This is a genomic window from Labrenzia sp. THAF191a (assembly GCF_009363335.1).
GTDB classification, from domain to species: domain Bacteria; phylum Pseudomonadota; class Alphaproteobacteria; order Rhizobiales; family Stappiaceae; genus Roseibium; species Roseibium algicola.
The window spans coordinates 360217-384046 of sequence record NZ_CP045333.1; the positions used below are offsets into that span (position 1 = coordinate 360217).

A 23830-nucleotide genomic window follows, 5' to 3' on the forward strand; every position below is an offset into this window, starting at 1 on the left:
CTCCTCAGCGGGCGCTGCCATGGAAGGCGCTGCCCTGCCCTTCATTGTTGTTTCAGGCGGAAACCGCCTGGGCCTGCTTGCCCAGTTCCGGGTGTGTGGTCGGGCCGGTTGCCCGGATCTTTTCACGCAGGCGCACCGGTACGATGACGCCCTCTTCCACGGTCACGTCCATCTCGTAGACACCGACGACTTTCTGGTTCTTCTCGGCCTCAAGACCTTCGGCCAGGGCTGCCGCGACGGCTTCCTTGCCGTCATAAACCTTTGCCAGCGTAATGCGCTCGACCCAGGAACCGTTTTCCGCGAGCCAGACAACATCGCCGTTCAAAAGGCGGTTGGCGGTGATGACTTTCATGTGCGTCCACTCTCTTCAAGTTCAGGCGGCTACAACCCGGGCGGCGAGCTGCGGCGCCAGGGGTTCGGCCTTGTCCATTGCGGCATGGCCCACGGCCTCGCCGATCACGATCAGAACCGGTCCGTCGATCTCCGCGCGGTTCGACAGCACCGCGAGCTCGGACAGGGTTCCGGCAAATTGGCGTTCGTCCGGGTGTGCCGCATTCTCGATCACGGCAACCGGCGTTTCAGGTTTCAGGCCCGCGCCGATCATCTTCTCGGCAACGGCAGCCGCCACGGTCCGGCCCATGTAGACGGCAACCGTCGCGCCCTTGAGTGCCAGCCCCGCCCAATCCGGCAGAGTTTCAGACTTGGCATTGTGGCCGGTAGCGAAAACCAGGTTGGAGGCGACACCGCGCAACGTGAGCGGGATCTGGGCCGACGCTGCGGCGGCGAAGGCTGCCGTGACGCCTGGAACAATTTCAAAACCGATACCGCCTTCGCGAAGCGCTTCCATTTCTTCTGCGGCACGGCCAAAGATCATCGGATCTCCAGCTTTCAGACGCACGACTTTCAAGCCCTTGCGGCCAAGCTCGACCAGGAGCTCGGAAATTTCGGACTGCAGCACGGAATGAGCGCCCTTGCGCTTGCCCACGGAAATGCGCTCCGCATCGCGGCGGCCCATGGCAACGACATTTGCCGGCACCAGCGCATCGTGAACGATGACGTCGGCTTCCTGCAGCAGGCGCTGCGCGCGCAGGGTCAACAGGTCTTCCGCGCCCGGCCCGGCACCGACAAGCCAGACAAAACCGGGCTCGTCCGCCATCGAATTCAACAACCGCTGCGCCTCGGAACGGGCGACATCAGCCTTGCCTGCATAGAGATTGGTTGCGACCGAACCGGAGAAGAAGCGCGCCCAGAAACTGCGGCGCAGCCCCCCGTCGCGGATCACCTTGGTCGCAGCATCGCGGAAACTTTCGGCAAGACGCGCCAGCTCGCCGGTCGAACGCGGCAGCATGGCTTCAATGCGCGCGCGGATGTGGCGCGACAGGACAGGACCGACACCGGTCGAGGTTATCGCAACGGCGATCGGTGCGCGATTGACCAGGGCACCGGTGTAGAAGTCGCACAGTTCCGGCTTGTCGACAGCGTTGACCGGAACACCCTGCGCCCGTGCCGCATCGACAACAGCCTTGTCGAGATCCCAGTCTTCGCGTGCGGAAAAGACCAGAGCGGCGTCCTTCAGATGACCAGGCTGGAAATCCTCGGCAAGATGCTCGGTCTCGAAGAGGTCAATAGCCTCCTGCAGATCCGGTTCGACAATTTTGGAAACGACGACGATCCGGGCGTTGGTTTCCCCCAGGAGACGAACCTTTGCAGCAGCTTCACCGCCGTGCCCGACAACGAGCACACGCCGACCGGCAACCTTCATGAAGGCCGGAAACACGTCGAGCCGGTCTTCCGGCTTTTTCAGTGTTTTCAGAGTGTCGCCACCACGGCTAGTCATCGTCAGGGTCTCCAGTCCCAGTTTGATGGGTCTAATGTAATCGGCAGCCCTTGCCTGCGCCGGGCACCGGATTTCAAAGCTGGAAACAGAAGCGGAATAGTTTTTTGCAATCCTCTGATTTGGCCAATTTCAATTCCCGGCAGCCGGTCAGAGTGATTTTTGCGAGGAAAAATTTCCAACGGGCCTGGTCCGGTTGAAAGAGTTTTCCTCCTGTTACAACGGGCAGTGAACACCCCGTTCAGCCCTCGTTTGCAACGGCGTTCAGCCTTCCGGGGAAGCGTGCGTCTTTCTTGATGCCGCAGCGGAATTCGCTTAGCTTTTCCAGATGGCTGGCACTCGGCCGGAATGGCATCAAGGGGGGTATGATGCGCCTTGTTCACTCATTGGTTGCCGCGGGACTACTGCTCCTTGGCAGCCTCGGCATTGGTCATGCGGCCGTTGTCGATAAATTTCGTATCGGCAGCTGGAATGGCAGCGCTTTCACGGACGACCAGAACGGCGCCTTCTCGACATGTGTTGCATCGGCAGATTATCGCAGCGGCATCACGCTGTATGTTCAGGTCGACACGAATTACAACTGGGCCATCGGCTTTTCGGCACCTCACTGGAACATGAAGGTCGGCGCGGATATTGCGCTTCAGTATCGCATCGACCGGGGCGCGTGGCAGAGTGGCGTTGCCAAGGCAACATCGAAGGATCTGGCGCGCATGCAAATGCCGAGAGGCGGCTACATCATCACCCGGTTCCGCCGAGGCCGGACGCTCTACGTTCGAGATGGCACCTACAATTACGAATTCCGCCTGACAGGCACCTCTCGCCTGATGGCACGTCTTGCCAAATGCGTGGAGCAGAACATCGCACGGTACGGTGCGGCACCCGTTGCCGGCGCTGCAGGCGCCAACTCTCAAGGTGGCCTCGGACATTCCGCCCCGACCAAGGACGAAGCGGCGGCGTCCAGTTCGGCGACCGACCCGCAACTTGCCATCGAAGCGACCCAGGCCCTGTTCAACCTGATGGGCAGCGCCGGCCTGTCCGGACTAAAACTTATTCCCGACGGCCAGCGCGAAGAAGATCTGAACGGCCTTCATGCTGTTGCCACCAACGACGCACGCACGATTGTGGCGCATATTTTTCCGGCAGGCAGCTACCAATCGGAAGAAGAACTGATGTCGCTTATTGTTGCCGACAGCCAGAAGAAATGTGCGGAAGGCAAATTCACCTCAGGTTCCGAACGGATCAACGAGAACGGCAAACCGATCTATACAAGTTACGCCAACTGCGAGACGGGCGACTTCCAGTTGATCGAGCGGGTCGCCATCGCAAAGCGCAACGCAGGCGGGGTCTTCATTTACGGCGTGGCGGATACTTACGTCGGCGAAGGCGGCGGCGCACCGGTTTCTCCGCCTGAACTGACGGATCCGGATTTCTACTCGGCAATCGCAAACGCTGCGGAGTAAGTCTCACAGGTTGCCACTGCAAACGTATTTCCACTGTTGCCATCCCCGAGCGAGTGGGTACCCAGGAGCTGCATCGGTCACTGTCCTGTTAATCGACCAATATGCCGAATCCCGGCCATTTGCTGTGTTTCGATTGGGGTGGCAGTCCAGAAACACAAAAACCTCCGGTCTCACGTCACCCCTTCATGAGGGCAAACGCAACTAGGGGCAAACCGAAAACGCCCGCGACGGCCAGTGTCCAGATGTCGAACAGCAGCATTGGCCTGCGATCGAATAACCGAAACAGCAGCGGTGATGCCGTGTAGACCGCGACCCAGGGCAGAGGCCCGTCAGACGTCCGTTTCAATTTTGCGCGAATGGACCAGCCGCCGTATAGGCAGCCGGCGGAGAGGGCCAAATGAAGGTTTAAGCCGGTCAACAAACTGAGAAAAACTGCGGCTAGAACAACCCCAGAGGCACCCAACATGAAATGCATTCCCTCCAGAACTTCATCCTTCGTCGGAGAGTTGAAGGCGAAAACCGGCTTGGATTCCTTGTAAAATGAAGGACAACCATTCAGTATTGTGAACCCGCCGAAGAAATATAACACCGCCACATAAAATAAACTGATGAATAAGTCTTTTGTCATGAGATTTGTTTAGAGACTGAAACAAGAATGGACGGATCGGCCACAGCCGATCCGTCCACCGCAAGCTAATTGCACTTCCTGTCTGTTACAAGATTACTTGATCGCCTGCATCACGGACACGAAGTTGGCCACCGCGGCACCACCCATGTTGAAGATGCCGCCGATCTCGGCGTTCTTGACCTGGATTTCGCCGGCAGTGCCTGTCAGCTGCATGGCAGTGAGCACGTGCATGGAGACACCGGTAGCGCCAATCGGATGACCCTTGGCCTTCAGACCACCGGACGGGTTCACCGGCAGCTTGCCGCCCATTTCCGTCCAGCCTTCCAGCACGGCGCGAGCGCCCTCGCCTTCCCTGGTGAGGCCCATGGCTTCATATTCGATCAACTCTGCAATGGTGAAACAGTCGTGGGTCTCGACGAAAGACAGATCGTCCAGCGCCAGATTGGCATCGCCGAGTGCCTGACCCCAGGCCTTGGAACAGCCTTCGAACTTCAGGATGTCGCGCTTAGACATCGGCAGGAAATCCTGCACATGGGCAAGCGCGCGGAAGGCAACCGCCTTCTTCATGCCGAGAGCCGTTGCAGGATCGGTCAGGACGAGTGCGGCAGCACCGTCGGACACCAGCGAACAGTCGGTGCGCTTCAGCGGACCGGCGACAAAGGGGTTCTTTTCCGATTCCGCACGGCAGAAGTCAAAACCGAGGTCCTTGCGCATCTGGGCGTAGGGGTTGCCGACACCGTTCTTGTGGTTCTTCGATGCAATCTTGGCCAGGGCATCGGACTGGTCGCCGTACTTCTGGAAGTACGCGTCGGCAATCTTGCCGAAGACGCCGGCGAAGCCTGCCGGGATATCGCCTTCTTCCTTCAAATAGGAGGCCTTGAGCAGGTTCTTGCCGATTTCCGGGCCGGGCGTCGTGGTCATCTGCTCGACACCGACGACCAGCACGAAGCGGGCGTCGCCCGAAGCAATGGCGCGCACACCCTGATGCACGGCGGCAGACCCGGTTGCGCAGGCGTTTTCGACACGGGTTGCCGGTTTGAAACGGAGCGCCGGATCGGCCTGCAGCACCAGCGAAGCGGTGAAGTCCTGCGCCGAGAAACCGGCATTGAAATGACCGAGCAGGATCTCGTCGACATCTCCCGGCTCGATACCTGCGTCCTTGATGGCATCGACCGCCACCTTGACGATCATGCTTTCAACCGTTTCGTCCGCATGTTTGCCGAAGGGCATGTGTGCCCAACCCACCATGGCTGCCGTCATGACACTTCCTCCAGGTTTTTTGCCCGCAAGATGATACCCGATTTCCGCCGGATCTCTTGTCCGTGCGAGGGGTCCTCCATCTTACGTAAGTTCTGTGTGCGGGGACAGTTCCAGCTTCCATGTTGCTTTGCAAGAAGAAACTGACCTAAACGTCATAACAATATTTTTCTATTTTTTATTTCAGTTACTTAACTAAGATAGTCCAAAGAGATAACACCCGTTGGCGACGCAGGCGCAGCATGTCGGAGGCTTCCGTCTTCAGCGCGGCCCGCGGCAGGCAAACTTATTGAGACGGTCACACCCCTGTCACTTAAGCCATGTAGGAAAAGCCCGTTCCGGACAAAATCGTGTTTCGTTCCTTTTCAGTAGCTCCACCGGTCCTGCCTCGCAGGGCCGGTTTTTGCATTTGGGTCATCCTCCCCGTTCCACATGTGCGACGCAATTCACACATCGCTTACCGAAAGCAATTGCCGAACGACTTTTTCAACACTGTTCACTTGACCTGACAAGGCGCTGGATATAGCCATTCAAAGCGCTTTGAAACCCATTAAGACCGCCTCAGAAGCGGAACGGAGATAACCGGCAATGTTCGAAGAAGCCGAAACGGGCCTGGAGGCTGATGTGCCGTCAGACATGAAGAATGACCCGGATTGGTGGCGTGGGGCGGTGATCTACCAGATCTATCCGCGCTCCTTCAACGACACCAATGGTGATGGCATAGGCGACCTCAACGGCGTCAGCGAACGCATGGACTACATTGCCTCGCTGGGCGTCGATGCCATCTGGCTGTCGCCTTTCTTCACCTCGCCGATGGATGATTTCGGTTACGATGTCTCCAATTACGAAGATGTCGACCCGATGTTCGGCACGCTTGCCGATTTCGACCGCATGCTGGCTGCCGCTCATGCGCGCGGCCTGAAGGTGATCATCGACCTGGTGATTTCGCACACTTCCGACCAGCATCCCTGGTTCGTCGAAAGCCGTTCGTCACGCGACAATGCCAAGGCCGACTGGTTCGTGTGGGCCAACGCCAAGCCGGACGGCACGGTGCCGACTAACTGGCTGTCGATCTTCGGCGGCCCGGCCTGGGAATGGGACAGCCGCCGGCGCCAGTATTACATGCACAATTTCCTGACCAGCCAGCCGGATCTGAACTTCCATAACCTGGAGGTTCAGGACGCGGTTCTGGGTGCCGCCAGGTTCTGGCTCGACCGCGGTGTCGACGGGTTCCGTCTCGACACGGTGAATTTCTATTTCCACGACAAGCAGCTGAGGAACAATCCGCCGCTGAGTGCGACTGAAATGCCGTCCACCGTCGATCCGACCAACCCCTACGGCTATCAGGATCACCTTTACGACAAGACCCAGCCGGAAAACCTGTTGTTTCTTGAGAAGCTGCGCGCGCTCCTGGACAAATATCCGGGCACGACGTCCGTCGGTGAAATCGGCGCGGACGGACAGGCCGTGGAACTGACGGCCTCCTATACGGAAGCCGGCAAGCGCATTCACATGGCCTACAGCTTCGATCTGCTGACACCCCAGCATTCTGCGCCCTACATCCGCAAGATCGTGGAAGAGATGAATGCCGGTATCGGCTCCGGCTGGGCTTCCTGGGCGCTGTCGAACCACGACGTGAAGCGGGTCGCCAGCCGCTGGGGCGAGGATCTCGACCTTGCCCGCTTCGCACCGCTTGAAACCGCCCTCTGCGCCTCGCTGCGCGGCACCCCCTGCCTTTACCAGGGCGAAGAACTCGGCCTGCCGCAGGCTGAAGTTCCTTTTGAAAAGCTGCAGGATCCCTACGGCATCCGCTTCTGGCCGGAATACAAGGGTCGCGACGGCTGCCGGACACCAATGCCGTGGGTCAAAGACAACAGCAACGCCGGCTTCTCCGAAGCCGAGCCCTGGCTTCCGGTCGCGCAGGATCATCTGGCGCTTGCCGCCTTCGAACAGGACAAGGACGAAAGCTCCATCCTGAACCGGAACCGGGCCTTCTATGCCTGGCGGCAGGCCCAGGAGCCTTTGAAGAAGGGCGACATGGTGTTTCTGGACAGCCAGGACAATACGTTGGTCTTTACCCGCAGCCATCAGGGTGAAACCGTGCTGTGTGCCTTCAACCTCGGCACCGAGCCGGCCACCGTCACCTTGAGCGGACTTGAGCTGGAAGACCTCAATGCACCCGGCTTCAACGGCACGCTGGAGGGCGCCACTATTGCGCTCCAGGGCCTCGATGCACTGTTTGCTCGCGTGAAATCCTGATTTCGCGCCTTCAATTCGGGCTCCGGCACGGCTAAATAGTCGCGCCGGAGCTTTTCCGGCCTAGCAAACCAACGCCGGACCATTCATGACCGACCGACTGCCCCTTTCCGTTTTCATCATCGCCCGTGACGAGGCCGACCGGATCGCCCGGCCGATCGAAAGTGTCATTGGCTGGGTGGACGAGGTCATCGTCATCGACAGCGGATCAACGGACGAGACTGTCGCCGTGGCCGAGCAACTTGGCGCGCGGGTCATCCGCAACGACTGGCCTGGCTACGGTCCGCAAAAGCGTTTCGGCGAGGACCAGTGCCGCAACGACTGGCTACTCAATCTGGATGCCGACGAAGAGGTGACGCCCGGGCTCGCCGCAGAAATAAAAGCCAAATTCGCAGACGGCAGTTACGCGGACGCCGATGGCTGGCGGATCATGATCCTCGATCTTTATGCCCATGAAACCGCCCCTGCCCCCTGGGCCTACGGATATCATCAGATCCGCCTCTACGACCGGCGCAAGGGCCGGTTCTCTGCCTCGACGGTTCATGACACGGTCCGGCCCGAGGAAGGTGCGCGCATCTCGAACCTCTCCGGCATCATGGCGCACCGGTCCATCCGATCACTGGATTTTCAGGTCGGCAAATACAACCGCTACTCGGGCATGCAGGTGGACGACATGCGCGCCCGCGGCCGCAAGCTGCCGAAAAGCCGCCTCCTGACCGAATTCCCGGTGAGCTTCTTCAAGGCCTATTTCGTGCGCAAGTACCGCAAATACGGCTGGTGGGGCTTTATCCTGGCCATGAACTACGCCCACGCCCGCTTCCTGCGCGTCGCCAAGGCCTATGAGGCCGAGTTGCTGGACAGGACCAAGACGGACTGAGGCAAGAGCTGCGCATTACCGTTGTCGCAGCCCCCTCACCGGACCTGCATCGGTCTTGCTGAGCCGTTCCATACTAGGCCGCAAAAATGGCAACCGGTTTGCCGACGCCGCGCAGGGCATGTTCGCCCATGGCATTGAGGCCGGTCTGGAGGTCGCCGGAAAGAGCAGCGCGTACCGGTTCTGTCAGGAGCAAGGCGCGGCCGAGTGGTTTGCACAGGGATTCCACACGGCTGGTCTCGTTGACGGCGCGTCCGATCACCGTGAAGTCGAGCCGTTCCTCTCCACCGACATTGCCGAAGAAGACTTCACCCCGGTGAAGGCCGATACCGATCTTCAGGGGGTGCCAGTGAACCGGGTCGGGAAGATCCTCGGGCGGATTGCGGTTCAGCTCGTCAATGGCCTCCAGTGCAGACTTGGCGGCCTTCACGGCAGCGTTCGCCGCCGCTGTTTCGCCAAATGTCTTCTGATCGAACACGGCCAGAATGCCGTCGCCCATGAACTTCAGGATATCGCCGCCGTGGTTGAGCACTGCGTCCGAGATCCTGTCGAAATAGGCGTTGAGAATAGCCGTCACTTCCGGTCCGCTCAGCCGGTCGGCGAGTTGAGTGAAGCCGCGCATGTCGGCCATGAAGACCACCGCCTTGATGGCCTCGCCATCACCGCGCTTGATCTCGCCGTCCAGCACGCGCTGCCCGGCGATCGGCCCGAGATAGGTGTCGGCAACGTTGCGGGCAATCCGCTGAACGATGTGGCGCTCGATGTGCAGCGCCAAAAGGTCGATCAGATTGCGGATCAGGTCTTTTTCCGCCGGAGGGAACCCACCGGGTTTGCGGGTTGCCAAGGTCATGGCGTTCCGCTTTTCGTGCGAGGAACTGAGCGGCAGGGCGATATAGGTCGTGTATCCCTGATCGGCAAGTTCGCGCATCAGCGGAGCGGAATTGGCGCCTTCCTCGCTTTCCAGATCAACCTTGATGGTCTGGCCTTCGTTGATGACGTGGAAAAGCGGATTGCGGGTAAAGGCTTCCGATTTGGTCGCGTTGGCATCTGCGGCAACCTCGTCGCAGAAATAGTCCTGACTGTTCCAGACCCAGGAAAAACCGATGACGCGCGGATGCAGGGTACCGATATGCAGCGTTGCCCGGTCGATTGCGAGGCCTGCAGCCTTGCAGCGCCACATGAACTCCTCGAACATCAGCATGACATCATCGATCCGCGTCGCTTCATGCAAGAGCCACGAATTCAGCTGGTCGATGCTGAGTGTCTCCGGCGCACAGGAAGGGCCTCTGCTGGAGCGGGCAAGCAGATAGACATGAGGCGCGTATGTGCGCGGGGCTGGGTCAAGAAAGGCTTTGTTCATCGGGGCTCCGTGAAACGCTCTGGCTAATATCTCGGGCGCCGGAGATCAAACTTCAATCGGCAAAAAACCGAATGGCGGGAAATGCTCTCGATCGGCCCAAGGAAACTATCGAACCAAGGGCAACTGGGTATCGAGGAGAAACGGCCCAACCCTCGAGACGCCGCTTGCGTGGCTTCTCAGGATAAAGGCTTATGAGTGACAGCAGCTTGAACGTACCACACACGCCAGCGCTGTCCTGAAGAAGCAGGAAACGCCGTCGCGAAGGTTGGTCAACCTGTTCTAGGTGGAACGAGAAGCAGCGCCTTAAAACGCTGCCTCTACACCGCCCATTTCCACGTAAACGCTCTTGGTCTGGCTATAGTACTCGATCGCGGCATGGCCGTTCTCGCGGCCGATGCCCGACTTCTTGTAGCCGCCGAAAGGCATTTCGATCGGGGTCAGATTGTAGGTGTTGATCCAGCAGGTGCCGGCCTGCAACTGATCGATCACCCGATGCGCCCGCTGAATGTCCCTGGTGAAAACGCCCGCGGCAAGGCCGAAGTCGGTGTCGTTCGCGCGGGCGATGACGTCGTCCTCATCGGTGAAGTCGAGCACGCTCAGCACCGGGCCGAAGATTTCCTCGCGGGCAATGCGCATGTCGTCCTTCACGTCGGCAAAGACGGTCGGTTGAACGAAATAGCCGTCCGGGAAGCTGGCGACAGAGGCTGAACCACCACCGCACACCAGCCGGGCGCCCTCATCCTGACCGATCTGCATGTAGTGGAGCACCTTGTCGAGCTGCTGTTTGGACACCAGCGGACCAATATTGGTTGCCTCGTCCAGCGGATCGCCGAGAACGGCCTTGGCGGTGCGTTCGGCGAGCCGTGCCACAAAGGCTTCCTTGATCGCTTCATGAACGAATACACGCGTCCCGTTGGAGCATATCTGCCCGGTGGAATAGAAGTTGGCGTTGATCGCGGCGGACACCGCGTTTTCAATGTCAGCGTCCTCGAACACGATCAGCGGGGATTTGCCGCCGAGTTCCAGCGTTGTCTTCTTCAGATGCTCACCCGCAAGGGCCGCCACTTTGGCACCGGTCGGGACAGAGCCGGTCAGCGAAACCTTGGCAATGGCCGGATGAGCGACCAGCTTTGCACCGACATCACCAAAGCCCTGAAGCACGTTGAAGACACCAGCGGGCAGACCGGCCTCGGTAAAGGCCTCCGCCAGTTTCAAGGCGCTCAGCGGGGTGACTTCCGAGGGTTTGAAGATCATGGCATTGCCGCAAACGAGTGCGGGAGCAGACTTCCAGCAGGCGATCTGGATCGGATAGTTCCAGGCGCCGATGCCGAAACAGATGCCGAGCGGTTCGCGCTTGGTGTAGGCGAAGGAGCCGCCCAGATCGATATGTTCGCCGGTAAGCGTTGCGGCCAGACCGCCGAAATATTCCAGGCAGTCGGCGCCGGACGCGGCATCGGCAATCAGGGTTTCCTGCAAGGGCTTGCCGGTGTCGAGCGTTTCCAGAATGGAGAGTTCCCGGTTCTTTTCACGCAGGATCTCGGCCGCCCGGCGTAGCACCCGGCCTCGTTCGGCCGCTGGCGTTGCCGCCCAGACCTTTTGGCCTTCCTGGGCAGAGCGGATTGCCGCCTCGATCACGGCATCGTCGGCAGCGCGGATCTGCGCGATAACTTCTCCGGTTGCGGGATACAGCGAGTCAAAGGGAGTGCCGCTCTGGCTCTCGACATATGAGCCGCCGACATAGTGGGACGCTTGCGGTTGGGCGCGCATGGGTTGGCTCCTTGATCTGTGTGTCTGCCGTTGGACTGCCGGGGATCATCGCTGGCTGGATTGCCAGTCCGGGTGGATCCACGGTTCCTGGTTGGCCGCGGGCAGTGGGGTCTTGCCGAGAATATGGTCCGATGCCTTCTCCCCGACCATAATCGAGGGGGCATTCAGATTGCCATTGGTGATTTGTGGAAAGATGGAACTGTCGGCAACACGAAGCCCGTCAACGCCGATTACCCGACATTCAGGGTCGACCACGGCCATGGCATCGTCCTTCGCCCCCATCCGGCAAGTGCCGCAGGGGTGATAGGCGCTTTCCACGTGTTCGCGTATGAAGCCGTTCAGGTCCTCGTCGCTCTGCACACTGTCTCCCGGCTGGATCTCCTTGCCACGATAGGGGGCAAACGCCTCCTGGCCGAAGATCTCGCGGGTCAGGCGGATACAGGTGCGGAAGTCTTCCCAGTCGTCTTCGTGGGACATGTAGTTGAACAGGATCGACGGCTTGGCCTTCGGGTCGCTGGAGGTCAGCTTGATACGGCCGCGCGATTTGGAGCGCATCGGTCCGACATGGGCCTGGAAGCCATGGCCTTCGGCTGCTGCCTGTCCGTCGTAACGCACGGCGAAAGGCAGGAAGTGATACTGGATATCAGGATATTTCACGCCCGCCCTGGAGCGAATGAACGCGCAGCTCTCGAACTGGTTCGATGCACCGAGGCCCTGTTTCAGGAACAGCCACTGGGCCCCGATCACCGCCTTGGAAATGAGGTTCCAGTGCTTGTAGAGCGTGATCGGCTGGGTGCAGGCCTGCTGAAGATAAAGCTCCAGATGGTCCTGCAGGTTGGCACCGACGCCCGGCCGGTCGGCCACGACGTCAATTCCCATTTCGGCAAGATGCGCCGCCGGGCCGATGCCGGACTGCATCAGGATCTTCGGCGAATTGATGGAAGACGCCGACAGGATCACTTCGCGGGCTGCTTTTGCCTCGCGGACCTCGCCGCCGGTTTCGAATTCCACACCGACCGCGCGCTTGTCCTCGATCAGGATCCGGCGCACGAGAGCACCCTTGATCAGGGTCAGGTTACCGCGCTTCAGTGCCGGCTTCAGATAGGCGTTTGCGGCAGACCAGCGGCGGCCCCGATGGACCGTCATTTCCATGTCGCCGAAGCCTTCCTGACGCTCGCCATTGTAGTCGGCGGTTACGCCATAGCCTGCCTGTTCGCCGGCTGTCTTGAAGGCGTCGAACAGCGGGTTCCACTTGGTTCCGCGTTGGACATGCAGCGGACCGTTGGTGCCGCGCCAGCCGTCCTGGCCGCCATGGCTGTGCTCCTGGCGCTTGTAGTACGGCAGCACATGGCGATATCCCCAGCCGCTCGCGCCCATCTCTTCCCAGGTGTCGAAATCACAGGCATGGCCACGCACATAAACCATGCCGTTGATGGAGGACGATCCACCGATCACCTTGCCACGCGGTGTGGCCAGACTCCGGCCCTCCAGATGCGGTTCCGGTTCGCTGGCGTACCCCCAGTCATACAGCGGCATGTTCATCGGGTAAGACAGGGCAGCCGGCATCTGGATCAGCGGACCGACATCGGTGCCGCCGAATTCCAGCACAAGCACCCTGTTGCTCGGGTCTTCCGACAGGCGGTAGGCCATCGCGCAGCCGGCGGATCCGGCTCCGACGATGATGAAGTCGAACTGGTCGCTCATGTTGATCCTAGCTGCTCAATTCTTGGTGTTGCGCGCCAGGTGGACGGCAATCTGGGTTTCCACATAATCCTCGACCAGCTCGATCGCGGCCGGCCGGTCGGTCTTGCCGTCGCGCAGGGCTTGCCGGATCCAGACGCCGTCAATCATCGACGCCGTGCCTTCGGCAATCCGGCGTGCTTCGTCCTGAGGCATGAAGGCCCTCAGATTGTGGGTCAGGTTCGAGGCAAGCCTTGCCGAATAGATATTCAGAAGACGATTGTTGCTGTCGGTGGTACGCGACTGAACGTAGAAGGCGAGCCAGGCCGCGATCACGGCGGGCTGAAACTGGTCGACTGCAAAGTTGCCGGCAATGATTGCCGAAATACGCTCGCGCGGGGTCTCCGCCTTTTCCAGGCTCTCGCGGATCGCCCGGCCGAGTTCGGTCAGGAGATGGCGCATGGTGGCAGCAAGCAATTGGTCCTTGGAGCCGAAATAGTGATGCACAAGACCGCCGGAAACGCCTGCGCGCTTTGCGATCTGCGCCATGGTCACGTCGCTGTAGCCGCGTTCGTGTATGGCATCGACCGTCGCGTCAATCAGACTGCGCCGCCGTTCCGCTTCCATTCCGACCTTGGGCATTTCAACCTCCGACACAGGGCGAGAGAAGAATTCGGCTCAGCGTTTCTGGCGATGATCAGACGGCGGCACATCCGGACAAGAACAAGTCCGGTTACCGATCGTCACGATCATGGTGCAGCAGCGTCAAGGAGAAGGAAAAGCCTTCCCAAGAGCCTCTGAATGCGCCTTGCCGCGTTCGTCTCACACCCAAGTTTTATTTTTAATTGATCAGTCAATCAATGAAAACTTGCAATTTTTTCCCGTGGATGTTTGGATCTAGGTTAGGCAGGCTATGGGCAGAGGAAACTGAGGGCGTTAGAACCACACTGACACCCCCATGCCCTGCAGAAAAACAAGAAAACAGACTTTCCATAGGAGGTATACATATGAAAGTAGCAGCGAAACTCGCTGGAGGCCTGGCGCTCGGGCTGATGCTCACGGGAACCGCCCTGGCAAACGATCCGGAAAGCTGCCAGACGGTTCGCTTCTCCGACGTCGGCTGGACTGACATCACGGCAACCACCGCCGCAACCTCGGTCGTCCTGGAAGCACTCGGCTACAAGCCGGAAGTTAAAATCCTGTCCGTTCCGGTGACCTATGCGTCGCTCAAGAACAAGGACATCGACATCTTCCTCGGCAACTGGATGCCGACCATGGAAGGTGACATCAAGGCCTATCGCGAAGACGGCTCCGTGGAAACGGTCCGGGCCAACCTGGAAGGCGCGAAGTACACGCTTGCCGTTCCGGAATACACCTACGAAAAAGGCCTGAAGAGCTTCCAGGACATCGCCAAGTTCAAGGACGATCTCGACGGCAAGATCTACGGCATCGAGCCGGGCAATGACGGCAACCGCCTGATCATCGGCATGATCGATGAAAACCTCTTCGAACTGGAAGGCTTCGAAGTGGTGGAATCCTCCGAGCAGGGCATGCTTGCGCAGGTCGCCCGTGCAAACCGCCGCGAGGCGGACATCGTCTTCCTCGGCTGGGAACCGCACCCGATGAACGCCAATTTCAAGATGAAGTATCTTGAAGGCGGCGACGACATTTTCGGCCCGAACTATGGCGGTGCCACCGTCTACACCAACGTGCGTGCCGGCTATGTCAAGGAATGCCCGAACGTCGGCAAGCTGCTTGAAAACCTGGAATTCTCGCTGCCCATGGAAAACGAGATCATGGGTGCCATCCTGATCGAGGGTGAGGATCCCAACAAGGCGGCAGCCGCCTGGCTGAAGGAGCATCCGGCAACCTTCGAAAACTGGCTCGTCGGCGTGAAGACTTTCGATGGCGGCGACAGTTTCGCGGCCGTCAAAGGGGCTCTCGGTCTCTGATCGCTGACCAAAATCTGGCGCCGGTGCGGGTCTCCTGCCCGGCGCCACTGGTTTTCCAAGAACAATAATACCGGAGCAGTGGCGTGGACTGGCTCACAGAACACAAGCTGCCGATCGGGCCGTGGGCGCGCACCTTGGTCGATTGGCTCACCGACAACGCCTATTGGGTGTTTGACGGAATCTCGGCAATTCTCGAAACGCTGATAGACGGAATCCTCTGGTTGCTGCAGACGCCGCATCCATTGGTCATCGTTGTTGTCGCCGTCGCCATCGGCTACCTGGTCCACAGGACCATATCCTTTGCGGCTTTCGTGGCAATTTCCCTGCTGCTGATTATCAACCAGGGCTACTGGGAAGAAACGACGGAAACCCTGGCGCTGGTGGTTGCCGCATCCGTGGTCTGTATGCTGGTCGGCGTGCCTGTCGGCGTGCTGGCCGCGCATCGCCCCCGCTTCTACGCCGCACTTCGTCCCGTGCTGGATCTGATGCAAACCATCCCGACCTTCGTTTACCTGATCCCGGCACTGATCCTATTCGGTCTCGGCATGGTGCCCGGTTTGATCGCGACCGTCATCTTTGCCATTCCCGCACCGATCCGCCTGACGCAGCTTGGCGTTTCCTCGACACCGACCGCGCTGATCGAAGCCGGAAAGGCCTTTGGGGCCACCAAATCGCAGCTGCTCTGGAAAATCGAGCTGCCCTACGCCCTGCCACAGATCATGGCTGGCCTGACGCAGACGATCATGCTGTCGTTGTCCATGGTCGTGATTGCCGCCCTTGTCGGTGCAGACGGCCTCGGCGTGCCGACATTGCGGGCCCTGAACACGGTGAATATCGCCCAAGGTTTCGAAGTTGGTGTCTGTATCGTCCTGATCGCCATCGTGCTTGACCGCTTCTTCCGCGCCGAAGAGGGAGGCAAACGATGAGCGAGACCAACAAATCGGCTGTCGTTTCCTTCAAGGACGTCGACATCGTTTTCGGCGAAAAGCCTCACACGGCTCTGCCGCTGATCGATGCCGGCAAGACCCGTCAGGAAATCCAGGCAGAAACCGGCCAGATCCTCGGCGTCGCCGGTGCGACCTTCGACATCTACGAAGGCGAAGTCATCGTGCTGATGGGGCTGTCCGGCTCCGGCAAGTCGACGCTGCTCCGGGCCGTCAACGGTCTTAACCCGGTCATCCGGGGCGAGGTGCAGGTTCATGACGGCAAACGATACGTCAATCCGGAAACCTGCTCCGAAAACGATCTGAGGGAATTGCGCCGGCACCGGATCGGCATGGTGTTCCAGCAGTTCGGTCTTCTGCCCTGGCGCACGGTGGCGGAGAACGTCGGCTTTGGCCTGGAGCTTGCCGGCATGCCCGCAAAGGAGCGAGCCGCAAAGGTCGAGGCGCAGCTCAAGCTGGTTGGCCTGAACGGCTGGGGCGAAAAGCACGTACACGAACTTTCCGGCGGCATGCAGCAGCGTGTTGGCCTCGCTCGCGCCTTTGCGACCGACGCGCCGCTTCTGCTGATGGACGAACCGTTCTCGGCTCTCGACCCGCTCATCCGCGACAAGCTGCAGGATGAATTGCTCGACCTGCAGAAAGAACTCAACCGGACCATCATCTTCGTCAGCCACGATCTCGATGAAGCCGCCAAGATCGGCTCGCGCATCGCGATCATGGAAGGTGGACGGGTGATCCAGCTGGGCACGTCGCAGGAAATCGTCAAGACGCCGGCAACCGACTATGTGGCCGAATTCGTCAGCCACATGAACCCGCTGAACGTGTTGCGCGCGCGCGACATCATGGTGCCTCCCGGCAGCTTGCCGGGCTCGCTCGCCAGCGGCCTGACCTGCGATGCCGACGCTTCGGTGCGTGAAGTCGCGCAGCTGAAAAAGTCCAGCAAGGATCCGGTCGTCGTGAAAGTAAGCGGCTCCATCGTCGGTGTCATTGGCGAGAAGGAGCTGCTGGACTGCATGGCGTAAGGCGTGTGGCGACCTGGAGTTTTTCCGCACATTGAGCCTCAGCATGAGGCTGAACAAATTGGCCGAGCTGAGTGGGTGAGGATACGGGGCTTGGTTTAATCGTCAAAAACAAACAAAAAACGGGACCGAAAGGTCCCGTTTTTCGTTGTTCAATCCGCGCCAGCCGTCCCCGGACGGAGGCTGCAGCCTGAAACCTTAGAGCAGCTCGAGCTGAGCAGCCTGCTTGCCGCGGCCGCGACGGTCGTCTTCAGCAACGAAGGAGATCTTCGCGCCTTCGACGGGCGTTCCGATACCGGCCTGCTCGAATGCGGTGATGTGGACGAAAACGTCCTTGGAACCGTTTTCCGGAGTGATGAAGCCGAAGCCACGGTCATGGTTGAAGAATTTAATGGTGCCGTTCTCGCGCATGGAGAAACCTTTCCGCTGGTTGGATGCGCCATCCCGTTTCCGGCAGGCGCGGATAAACGAGAAGTCAACAAGAAACGGAAAGCTTGGAAATTCAGAGCAGCGCTTGATGGAGCCCTGCCGAAGTCAGTCTCACCGGGTCTTTCGTCAGTCCCGTACGGCACAACGCGTACCGATGGAGAATAATGTAGGTCCAGGTGGCGCTTACGGCAAGCGAAAGATTTTTGCAGTGGTCAAACCGAGGCCACAAAGCCGATAAATCCTGTTCCGGTGACAAAATGACAGCTTGTGACACCAGTCACAGAGCCCGACCGGGGGGCGGGTTAGTTTCGTCTCATGAGTTGAGGCGGACAGCAGGGCCTCACGACACTGGAAGGGACACCGTCATGTTCAAGAAGTTTGCAGTTACCGCCTCTGCGCTGGCTCTTGTTGCCGGCGTCACACTGACCTCTCAGGCCACACCCGCACATGCCGCCAAGGGCTGGCAGGTCGGTGTCGGCGTCGCCAGCGGCCTTGCTGCCGGCGCGATCCTCGGGTCAGCACTTTCCCAGCCGCGTTATGTTGCTCCGCCCCCGGCTTACTATCCGGCCCCGCCGGCCTACTATCCGGCACCGGCTCCAGCTCCGGTCATCTACCGTCCGGCTCCGTGGAGCCCGGCCTGGTACAATTACTGCAGCCGCAAGTATCGTTCGTTCAACCCGAACACCGGCTACTTCCTGTCCTATTCCGGACAGTACCGCTTCTGCCAGTAAGGCAGTTTCCAACTTCGCCGGGCCAAAACCGGCCTGAAAAGGCCACCGGCCACTCCCTGCAAGGGTTTCCTCCCCTCCTTGCAGGGAGTTTTTTGTTGGAACACCGATGTCGCCAGGAAGAATTTATAAGTCTGCCCCTAGGGTGATATGCGTTTCGCCGCGCGCATGATGGTCTCAAGCTGGTTCAGAAAGCGCGATCGGTCGGCCTTGGTGAAGCCGGGCCCGCTTTCTCGGATCTCTCCTATTTCACGCAGATGCGTGTTGAGATCCCGCATGGCAAGGCGCATGCCGATGGCATCCTCGCGAAACGGCTTGCCTGTCGGACCGATGACAAGAGCGCCCGCCTTCACACAGCGTGCCGCAAGCGGCACATCGGCGGTCACCACAACATCACCCGCCACAGCACGTTCCGCGATCCAGTTGTCGGCTTCGTCCGGTCCTTCAGGAACGACAACCCGCTCGATCAGATCGCCTTCGGGAAGCCGCATCCAGCTGTTGGAAACGAACTTGATCTCAACATTGTGGCGCTCGCCCACGCGAACGGCTTCGTCCTTGACCGGACAGGCATCGGCGTCGATGTAGAGCACGGTCATGTTGTTTGCTCTCCTTTCGAGCGTTGGAGAAAGGCCGCAATGCCGTCTGCTGCCCGGGCACCTGTCGCAAAACACGCCTGCAGGAGATAGCCGCCCGTCGGCGCTTCCCAGTCCAGCATTTCACCAGCGGCAAAGATGCCCGGCATCTTCTTGAGCATCATGCCTTCGTCCAGTTCGTCCAACGCGATGCCTCCGGCGGAAGAGATCGCCCGGTCGATGGAATAGGGCGCGTCCAGAACAACGGGAACGGCCTTGATGCAGCGTGCGAGGCTTTCCGGATCGAAAGGGACATCGCCGGCTTCGCGCAGCAGTGCCATTTCAACGGGGCTCAGCCGAAGGACCTTCTTGAGGAACGTGGCTGCAGACTGCTTGCCCCGGGGTCTTGAGAGTTTCGCTGCCAGTTCGTCAATTCCGGCCTGCGGCCGCAGATCGATGTGCAGTGTCGCCGAACCGGTCTCGTTGATTGTTTCGCGCAGCTCGGCGGACAAGGCATAGACGGCACCACCTTCAAGGCCCTGGGCCGTCAAGACCGCCTCCCCTTGCACCCTTCTACCGCCATGAGACAGGGCGATACGCTTGAGCGGCGTACCGGCAAACCGCTCTTTCAGAAAATCGCTCCAGTCGGTCTGAAAGCCGCAATTTGCCGGCTGGAACCGGTTGATGCGAACACCGCGCTCTTCCAGCATCGGCACCCACGCGGCGTTGGAACCGAGCTTCGGCCAGCTTGCACCACCCATGGTCAGAAGGCAGGCACGTGCGGTGAGGGATTGCAGGGCGCCTTCACCTTCAGTGTCTTCGGCGGCACTTTCATCCCGTGTCCTGAGCTGAAGCGGTCCATCTCCTTCAATGGCGCAGAGCGCATGCCGGGTCATCAGCCGGACGCCATTGGCATCCAGCCGGCGCAGCCAGGCACGCAGCAAGGGGGAGGCCTTCATGGATTTCGGGAAGACCCGTCCGCTGCTGCCGACAAAGGTTTCTTCGCCAAGGCCTTCGCACCAGCGCCGCAGCCTTTCGGGTGGGAATTCCTGGATCAATGGCGCCAAAAAGGGTTCGGCCTGCCGGTAGCGCGCGAGGAACGCGGTCAGGTCTTCGCTGTGGGTCAGGTTCAGGCCGCCTCGGCCAGCCATCAGGAACTTGCGCGCGGGCGAGGGCATGCGGTCGATAACCACAACGCTATACCCGTTTTCGGACAGGCGCTCCGCAGCAAAGAGGCCGGCCGGACCGGCACCGGCAATCAGGACGTCGAACATGCGGCCTTATAGTTCAAGGCGGGCTGCAAAGACCACCATCGATTTTCATCAGAGCCGGTGTTGGTGTGTCGAGAATTATTGCAAGTATTTGTTATCAGTCTCATGAGAATATCATCCAGGGGGTGTACCTGCGGAAGTTTTCCCGACGGGTCTGCTTCCTGTGAAAGGAGCCGTGAATGGAAAAAGGCACGGACCTGGTAGTCGTTGCCGATCCGGACAAGGACGTTCAGGCAGGCTTTGAACGCCTGTTCGGCAGTCACATGAGGGTTGCCTGCTTTTCCGAAACGGAAGCTGCATTGCAGTTTCTGAAGCAGAACCATGGCACAGCAGTCATTTTTTCCTGTTTCAATCTGCCGGGTCGTGGCGGAACAGCCTTTCTGCGAGCAGCGGAGACCATTGCACCTCAAGCCGCGCGGGTCATGCTGACCCGGGAAAACTCGGCAGATGCGATCAAGAAGACGCTCAATGAGGCCCATGCCTTCATGTATCTGGAAAAGCCCTGTCAATCGACAGATCTGGCCAGCGCCATGGAAACAGCTCTTTCCCATCATTTACAGCTAGCCAAGGACCGGGCACTGCTGGAGCGGACACTTGCCGGATCCGTCAAGTTGCTGATCGACATGCTGGCGCTCTTCCACCCGGAAGCGTTCCGGCGCACGAGCACGGTCCGCAAACAGGCCCTGCGGCTGGCCAAGCGCCTGGGGATGAAAAAAACCTGGGAACTGGAAATGTCGGTGATGTTGTCACCGCTTGGCGAGGCGCTGCTGCCCAAACAGATCCTTGCCCGCTACCGTGCCGCACGCGGCCTGACCGAGCAGGAGCGCAATATCCTGGACCGGGCACCGGACCAGACCCGGGATCTCCTGAAAAACATACCGCAACTGGAGAAAGTCTCCGAATATCTGTTTCTATCCGGCCGCGGTTTCGACGGCTCGGGCTTTCCCAAGGACGGGCCAACGGGCAAGGAAATCCCAATGATTGCCCGCATCCTCAAGCTCTTGACGGATCTGTGGTATGCAAGCCCGGAAAGCGGACCGGATGCAGCGGCCTTCGAGGCGCTTACCATCAACAAGCGCAAATATGATCCGATGCTGCTGGAGCTGGCCAAGGAAACGCTGATGGACGACGTGCCGGAGGCACGCAAGAAACTTGTTGCCGAATGCTACATCCGTTCTCTGCGGCCAGGCGATGTGCTGATCGACGACGCCTTGACCGAAACCGGTCACGAACTGGTTCTGTCCCGCGGCCATATGCTGACACCCACCACCATCCGCCGGCTGGAACATTTCCACCAGGCCGCAGGCGTTCGCCAACCCATCCGCGTCGAACGCCATTCGGCACCCGAAGAAGCTCTGATCGATACGGCTTGAAGGTGGGTAACAAACGGCAGTGGTGAGAGCGCCCGGGCATATGGCAGTTTAGAGAAGGCGTTCCCTCTGCCGCACCCCTTCCCCGCAAAAGGGAAGGGATATCAGCCCGGCAAAATCATTTCGTCAGGATCAGCTTGCCCTGTTTGGTGATCGACAGACGATAGGTTTCGTCGTTGTGGCGGATCTGGATCTGGCGCTGGCCGCTGAACAGGTCGCGCGTGTCGAGTTCCGATTTCTGCTCACGCGGCGGTGTTGCCGCAAAGGCGCGCGTGGCGCGGCTGCTGGAACCCAGGGAGAGGCGGTGCTTCTGGCTGTTGGCGGTCGGTGTCATTGCGCGCAATCGGTCCTTGGCCTTTGTGTTGCTCCTGAAACTGTTCAAAAAATCAGTTTCTTAGCGGAGCGGTGGGACATCGGAATCAAAAGATGAGTTTCAAACTCAACTTTATACTTGACACTCATACTCAAGTTTTCCTATCAAGGCAATGCCTGATCGAAACGGAACCGGAAATCGCGTCCTCTGGTTTAGGATTAGACAGGACCTCCGGGCAACCGGAGTGACAAATGCCAGGCCAGCCAACCGCCCTCTCCTCTCCCTCAGCGGCAAGCCAGCCCGGCCTTTTCTTTGAGAGAGCCCACGCAAGACGCGTGGCATGCCTTTCCTTTTCCCGACCAATCGTCACATGTTCGAGGCATACGAAACGAAAAAGGCGCCGACCGGATGGTGGCGCCTTCGAAACTTTTTTATGTCTACAAAACCTTACGCGTTGGCCGCGATCGGGGTCTTGGTCATCTCGATCTTCAGGAGATCGCGCATGCCGAAGCGGTCTTCCGAAAGGTCGGCAATCGACTTGCCGTCCAGAACTTCCATGAATGCCTCGAGCGCTTCATGCAGCAGGCCATTGAAGCCGCAGGACATGATGAGCGGACAATCCTTGCGGCCACTGTCGAAACATTCGGCAAGAAGGAAGCTTTCTTCAGCGGCGCGGACAACTTCGCCAACCGAAATCTTTTCTGCCGGGCGAGCCAGCATGACCCCGCCGTTCCGGCCACGAATGGTCTTGATCAGATTTGCATCGACCAGAACCTTCATGATCTTGAACAGGTGGGTTTCGGACATGTCGAAGCTGGCCGCGATATCCGCGACCTTGCTTGGTTTGTCCGGGTTGACGGCGCAGTACATCAGCGCGCGCACGGCATAGTTTGTCTGTTGTGTCAAACGCATGCACTAGATATGAGGTCCCCGCCCTGAAAGGTCAATTCAAAATTTGAGTGTGAGAGACCACTTTTTGGCGGAATCGTCCGAAAACGGCCCTGACCCCGCCCTCAGGCAGGCTGTCCGGCGGGTGCGAAAGGCTCCAGTTCCCCGGGCAGGTTGTCCTTCAGGAACACATCGATGCCGATACGTTCCTGTCCTTCGATGATCGGCACACCATCACAAAGCGCCTTCAGGACGCGGATGGCGCTACGGATCTCGTGACCCGGGTCCTGCGCAATCACCGCATCCAGCACATCGTCCTGAAGCGCTTCTCGCGTGTAGGGTGTCAGTTCGTGTCCGACAAAGACGATGCCCTGGCTGCGGCCGCTTTCCTTCAGGGCCGCAATCGTGCCGCGGTTGCCCGCGCCGATATTGTAGAGCCCGGCAAGATCGGGATGTTCCGCAAGAAGCTTGCGCATCAAGTCCGCATTGCGGGCGTTGTCGTCCCCCCCCTCACGCACCTTCAGCAGTTCCAGATGGGGATAGTCCTGCTCGATGACCGCCCGGCAGCCCTGATAGCGTTCCGCATGGTCGCGAAGGCCGAGCGATCCGGCAATGATACCGACTTTGGCCGGGGACCTGGGCAAGAAGCGTCCGAGCAACCGTCCGGCGGTGCGCCCGGCGGCGACGTTGTCGATGCCGACAAAATGCTGACGGCTGGAGGAAGGATGATCGGAGACCAACGTCACGACGGGCACCCCCCTGTCCTGCAGCCGGTCGATGGCTGCCTGAACCTCCGGGAACGCGGGCGCGACCACCGCGACACCGTCGCATCGCGAGCGGTCAAGAATAGCAAGCGTACCGGCCACCCTGTGCCCGTCGAAGGCGTCGATGGGCTCGACATGCACATGCATGCGGTCACCGCTCATTGTTTCGGCGTGGGACAGCGCTTCGCGGGTCAGGTCTTCCATGAAGGCGTTGGGGCCATTTGGAATGAGGAAGTGCAGGCGGTAGACCCGTTTCTTGGCAAGGCCGGCGGCAAAGACATCCGGTTTGTAGTTCAGCGCCTCGACGGCCTGCTTGACCTTTTCGATGGTGACCTTCCGGACACCCGGCCGCCCATTGAGGACACGATCAACCGTTGCCAGGCTGACACCCGCTGTTTCGGCCACATCGTGGATCGTTACGCGCTTCATTCATCCCCCCGGACGTCAGCCATTTGCCGTTACTC

General features: G+C 59.7%; 22 protein-coding genes. 8 read left to right on the forward strand and 14 right to left on the reverse strand.

Annotated elements, in window-relative coordinates; translation table 11 throughout:
• Positions 1-52: 52 nt before the first annotated feature.
• Positions 53-352 carry a DUF2849 domain-containing protein gene (locus tag FIV05_RS01660; protein WP_023002204.1) on the reverse strand — a complete coding sequence of 100 codons (300 nt, stop codon included), beginning with the start codon at positions 350-352 and terminating at the stop codon, positions 53-55.
• Positions 353-373: 21 nt separating this feature from the next.
• Positions 374-1837: a siroheme synthase CysG gene (gene cysG, locus FIV05_RS01665; RefSeq protein ID WP_152508457.1), complete on the reverse strand. Its 1464-nt coding sequence runs from the start codon at positions 1835-1837 to the stop codon at positions 374-376.
• Positions 1838-2202: 365 nt separating this feature from the next.
• Between cysG and FIV05_RS01670 the strand changes: the two genes are divergently transcribed.
• Complete coding sequence (locus FIV05_RS01670; RefSeq protein ID WP_152508458.1) at positions 2203-3294, forward strand: hypothetical protein; 1092 nt, start codon at positions 2203-2205, stop codon at positions 3292-3294.
• 175 nt (positions 3295-3469) lie between these two features.
• On the opposite strand, the gene FIV05_RS01675 is transcribed toward FIV05_RS01670, so the two are convergent.
• Together FIV05_RS01675 and FIV05_RS01680 are read right to left on the reverse strand one after the other, a co-directional pair.
• A complete protein-coding gene (locus FIV05_RS01675; RefSeq protein ID WP_152508459.1) occupies positions 3470-3922 on the reverse strand; it encodes a hypothetical protein in 453 nt (150 codons plus the stop codon).
• A 93-nt stretch (positions 3923-4015) separates the two neighbouring features.
• Entirely contained in the window at positions 4016-5182 is a 1167-nt protein-coding gene (locus FIV05_RS01680; RefSeq protein ID WP_152508460.1) for an acetyl-CoA acetyltransferase, read from the reverse strand.
• A gap of 585 nt (positions 5183-5767) precedes the next feature.
• Here FIV05_RS01680 and FIV05_RS01685 point away from each other — a divergent pair.
• Together FIV05_RS01685 and FIV05_RS01690 are read left to right on the forward strand one after the other, a co-directional pair.
• Positions 5768-7438 carry an alpha-glucosidase family protein gene (locus FIV05_RS01685; RefSeq protein ID WP_152508461.1) on the forward strand — a complete coding sequence of 557 codons (1671 nt, stop codon included), beginning with the start codon at positions 5768-5770 and terminating at the stop codon, positions 7436-7438.
• Between the two features lie 85 nt (positions 7439-7523).
• Positions 7524-8312: a glycosyltransferase family 2 protein gene (locus FIV05_RS01690; RefSeq protein ID WP_152508462.1), complete on the forward strand. Its 789-nt coding sequence runs from the start codon at positions 7524-7526 to the stop codon at positions 8310-8312.
• Between the two features lie 73 nt (positions 8313-8385).
• On the opposite strand, the gene FIV05_RS01695 is transcribed toward FIV05_RS01690, so the two are convergent.
• From FIV05_RS01695 to betI, 4 genes are all read right to left on the reverse strand, one after another.
• The gene (locus FIV05_RS01695) at positions 8386-9669 is read right to left on the reverse strand and encodes an adenylate/guanylate cyclase domain-containing protein (RefSeq protein ID WP_152508463.1); all 1284 of its coding nucleotides are present in this window, start codon (positions 9667-9669) and stop codon (positions 8386-8388) included.
• A 303-nt stretch (positions 9670-9972) separates the two neighbouring features.
• Entirely contained in the window at positions 9973-11436 is a 1464-nt protein-coding gene (gene betB, locus FIV05_RS01700) for a betaine-aldehyde dehydrogenase (RefSeq protein WP_023002213.1), read from the reverse strand.
• A 45-nt stretch (positions 11437-11481) separates the two neighbouring features.
• Positions 11482-13140, reverse strand: a complete 1659-nt coding sequence (gene betA, locus FIV05_RS01705) for a choline dehydrogenase (RefSeq protein ID WP_152508464.1) — start codon at positions 13138-13140, stop codon at positions 11482-11484.
• A gap of 15 nt (positions 13141-13155) precedes the next feature.
• Positions 13156-13758: a transcriptional regulator BetI gene (gene betI / locus FIV05_RS01710; protein ID WP_023002215.1), complete on the reverse strand. Its 603-nt coding sequence runs from the start codon at positions 13756-13758 to the stop codon at positions 13156-13158.
• Between the two features lie 365 nt (positions 13759-14123).
• Between betI and FIV05_RS01715 the strand changes: the two genes are divergently transcribed.
• The 3 genes from FIV05_RS01715 (at position 14124) to choV (ending at position 17034) form a co-directional block, all read left to right on the forward strand.
• Positions 14124-15068 carry a choline ABC transporter substrate-binding protein gene (locus FIV05_RS01715; RefSeq protein WP_023002216.1) on the forward strand — a complete coding sequence of 315 codons (945 nt, stop codon included), beginning with the start codon at positions 14124-14126 and terminating at the stop codon, positions 15066-15068.
• Between the two features lie 83 nt (positions 15069-15151).
• Positions 15152-15994, forward strand: coding sequence for a choline ABC transporter permease subunit (choW, locus tag FIV05_RS01720; RefSeq protein WP_023002217.1), 843 nt, complete (start codon positions 15152-15154; stop codon positions 15992-15994).
• The gene (choV, locus tag FIV05_RS01725; protein WP_152508465.1) at positions 15991-17034 is read left to right on the forward strand and encodes a choline ABC transporter ATP-binding protein; all 1044 of its coding nucleotides are present in this window, start codon (positions 15991-15993) and stop codon (positions 17032-17034) included. The genes choW and choV overlap by 4 nt, the downstream gene beginning before the upstream one ends.
• Before the next feature lie 195 nt (positions 17035-17229).
• Here the strand turns inward: choV and FIV05_RS01730 are convergent, their stop codons facing one another.
• On the reverse strand, positions 17230-17442 hold the full coding sequence (locus FIV05_RS01730; RefSeq protein WP_006934329.1) for a cold-shock protein: 213 nt from the start codon (positions 17440-17442) through the stop codon (positions 17230-17232).
• A 383-nt stretch (positions 17443-17825) separates the two neighbouring features.
• Here FIV05_RS01730 and FIV05_RS01735 point away from each other — a divergent pair, with 383 nt between their 5' ends.
• Complete coding sequence (locus FIV05_RS01735) at positions 17826-18191, forward strand: BA14K family protein (RefSeq protein ID WP_023002219.1); 366 nt, start codon at positions 17826-17828, stop codon at positions 18189-18191.
• Between the two features lie 137 nt (positions 18192-18328).
• Here the strand turns inward: FIV05_RS01735 and FIV05_RS01740 are convergent, their stop codons facing one another.
• Positions 18329-18784, reverse strand: a complete 456-nt coding sequence (locus tag FIV05_RS01740) for a YaiI/YqxD family protein (protein WP_075283570.1) — start codon at positions 18782-18784, stop codon at positions 18329-18331.
• Positions 18781-20034, reverse strand: coding sequence for a TIGR03862 family flavoprotein (locus FIV05_RS01745; RefSeq protein WP_152508466.1), 1254 nt, complete (start codon positions 20032-20034; stop codon positions 18781-18783). The genes FIV05_RS01740 and FIV05_RS01745 overlap by 4 nt, the downstream gene beginning before the upstream one ends.
• Before the next feature lie 176 nt (positions 20035-20210).
• On the opposite strand from FIV05_RS01745, the gene FIV05_RS01750 reads away from it, so the two are divergent.
• Complete coding sequence (locus FIV05_RS01750; protein WP_152508467.1) at positions 20211-21404, forward strand: HD domain-containing phosphohydrolase; 1194 nt, start codon at positions 20211-20213, stop codon at positions 21402-21404.
• 115 nt (positions 21405-21519) lie between these two features.
• On the opposite strand, the gene FIV05_RS01755 is transcribed toward FIV05_RS01750, so the two are convergent.
• From FIV05_RS01755 to FIV05_RS01765, 3 genes are all read right to left on the reverse strand, one after another.
• A complete protein-coding gene (locus tag FIV05_RS01755) occupies positions 21520-21735 on the reverse strand; it encodes a hemin uptake protein HemP (RefSeq protein ID WP_062491931.1) in 216 nt (71 codons plus the stop codon).
• A 426-nt stretch (positions 21736-22161) separates the two neighbouring features.
• Positions 22162-22626, reverse strand: coding sequence for an Rrf2 family transcriptional regulator (locus tag FIV05_RS01760; RefSeq protein WP_152508468.1), 465 nt, complete (start codon positions 22624-22626; stop codon positions 22162-22164).
• A gap of 101 nt (positions 22627-22727) precedes the next feature.
• Positions 22728-23795, reverse strand: coding sequence for a LacI family DNA-binding transcriptional regulator (locus FIV05_RS01765; RefSeq protein ID WP_152508469.1), 1068 nt, complete (start codon positions 23793-23795; stop codon positions 22728-22730).
• Positions 23796-23830: the final 35 nt, after the last annotated feature.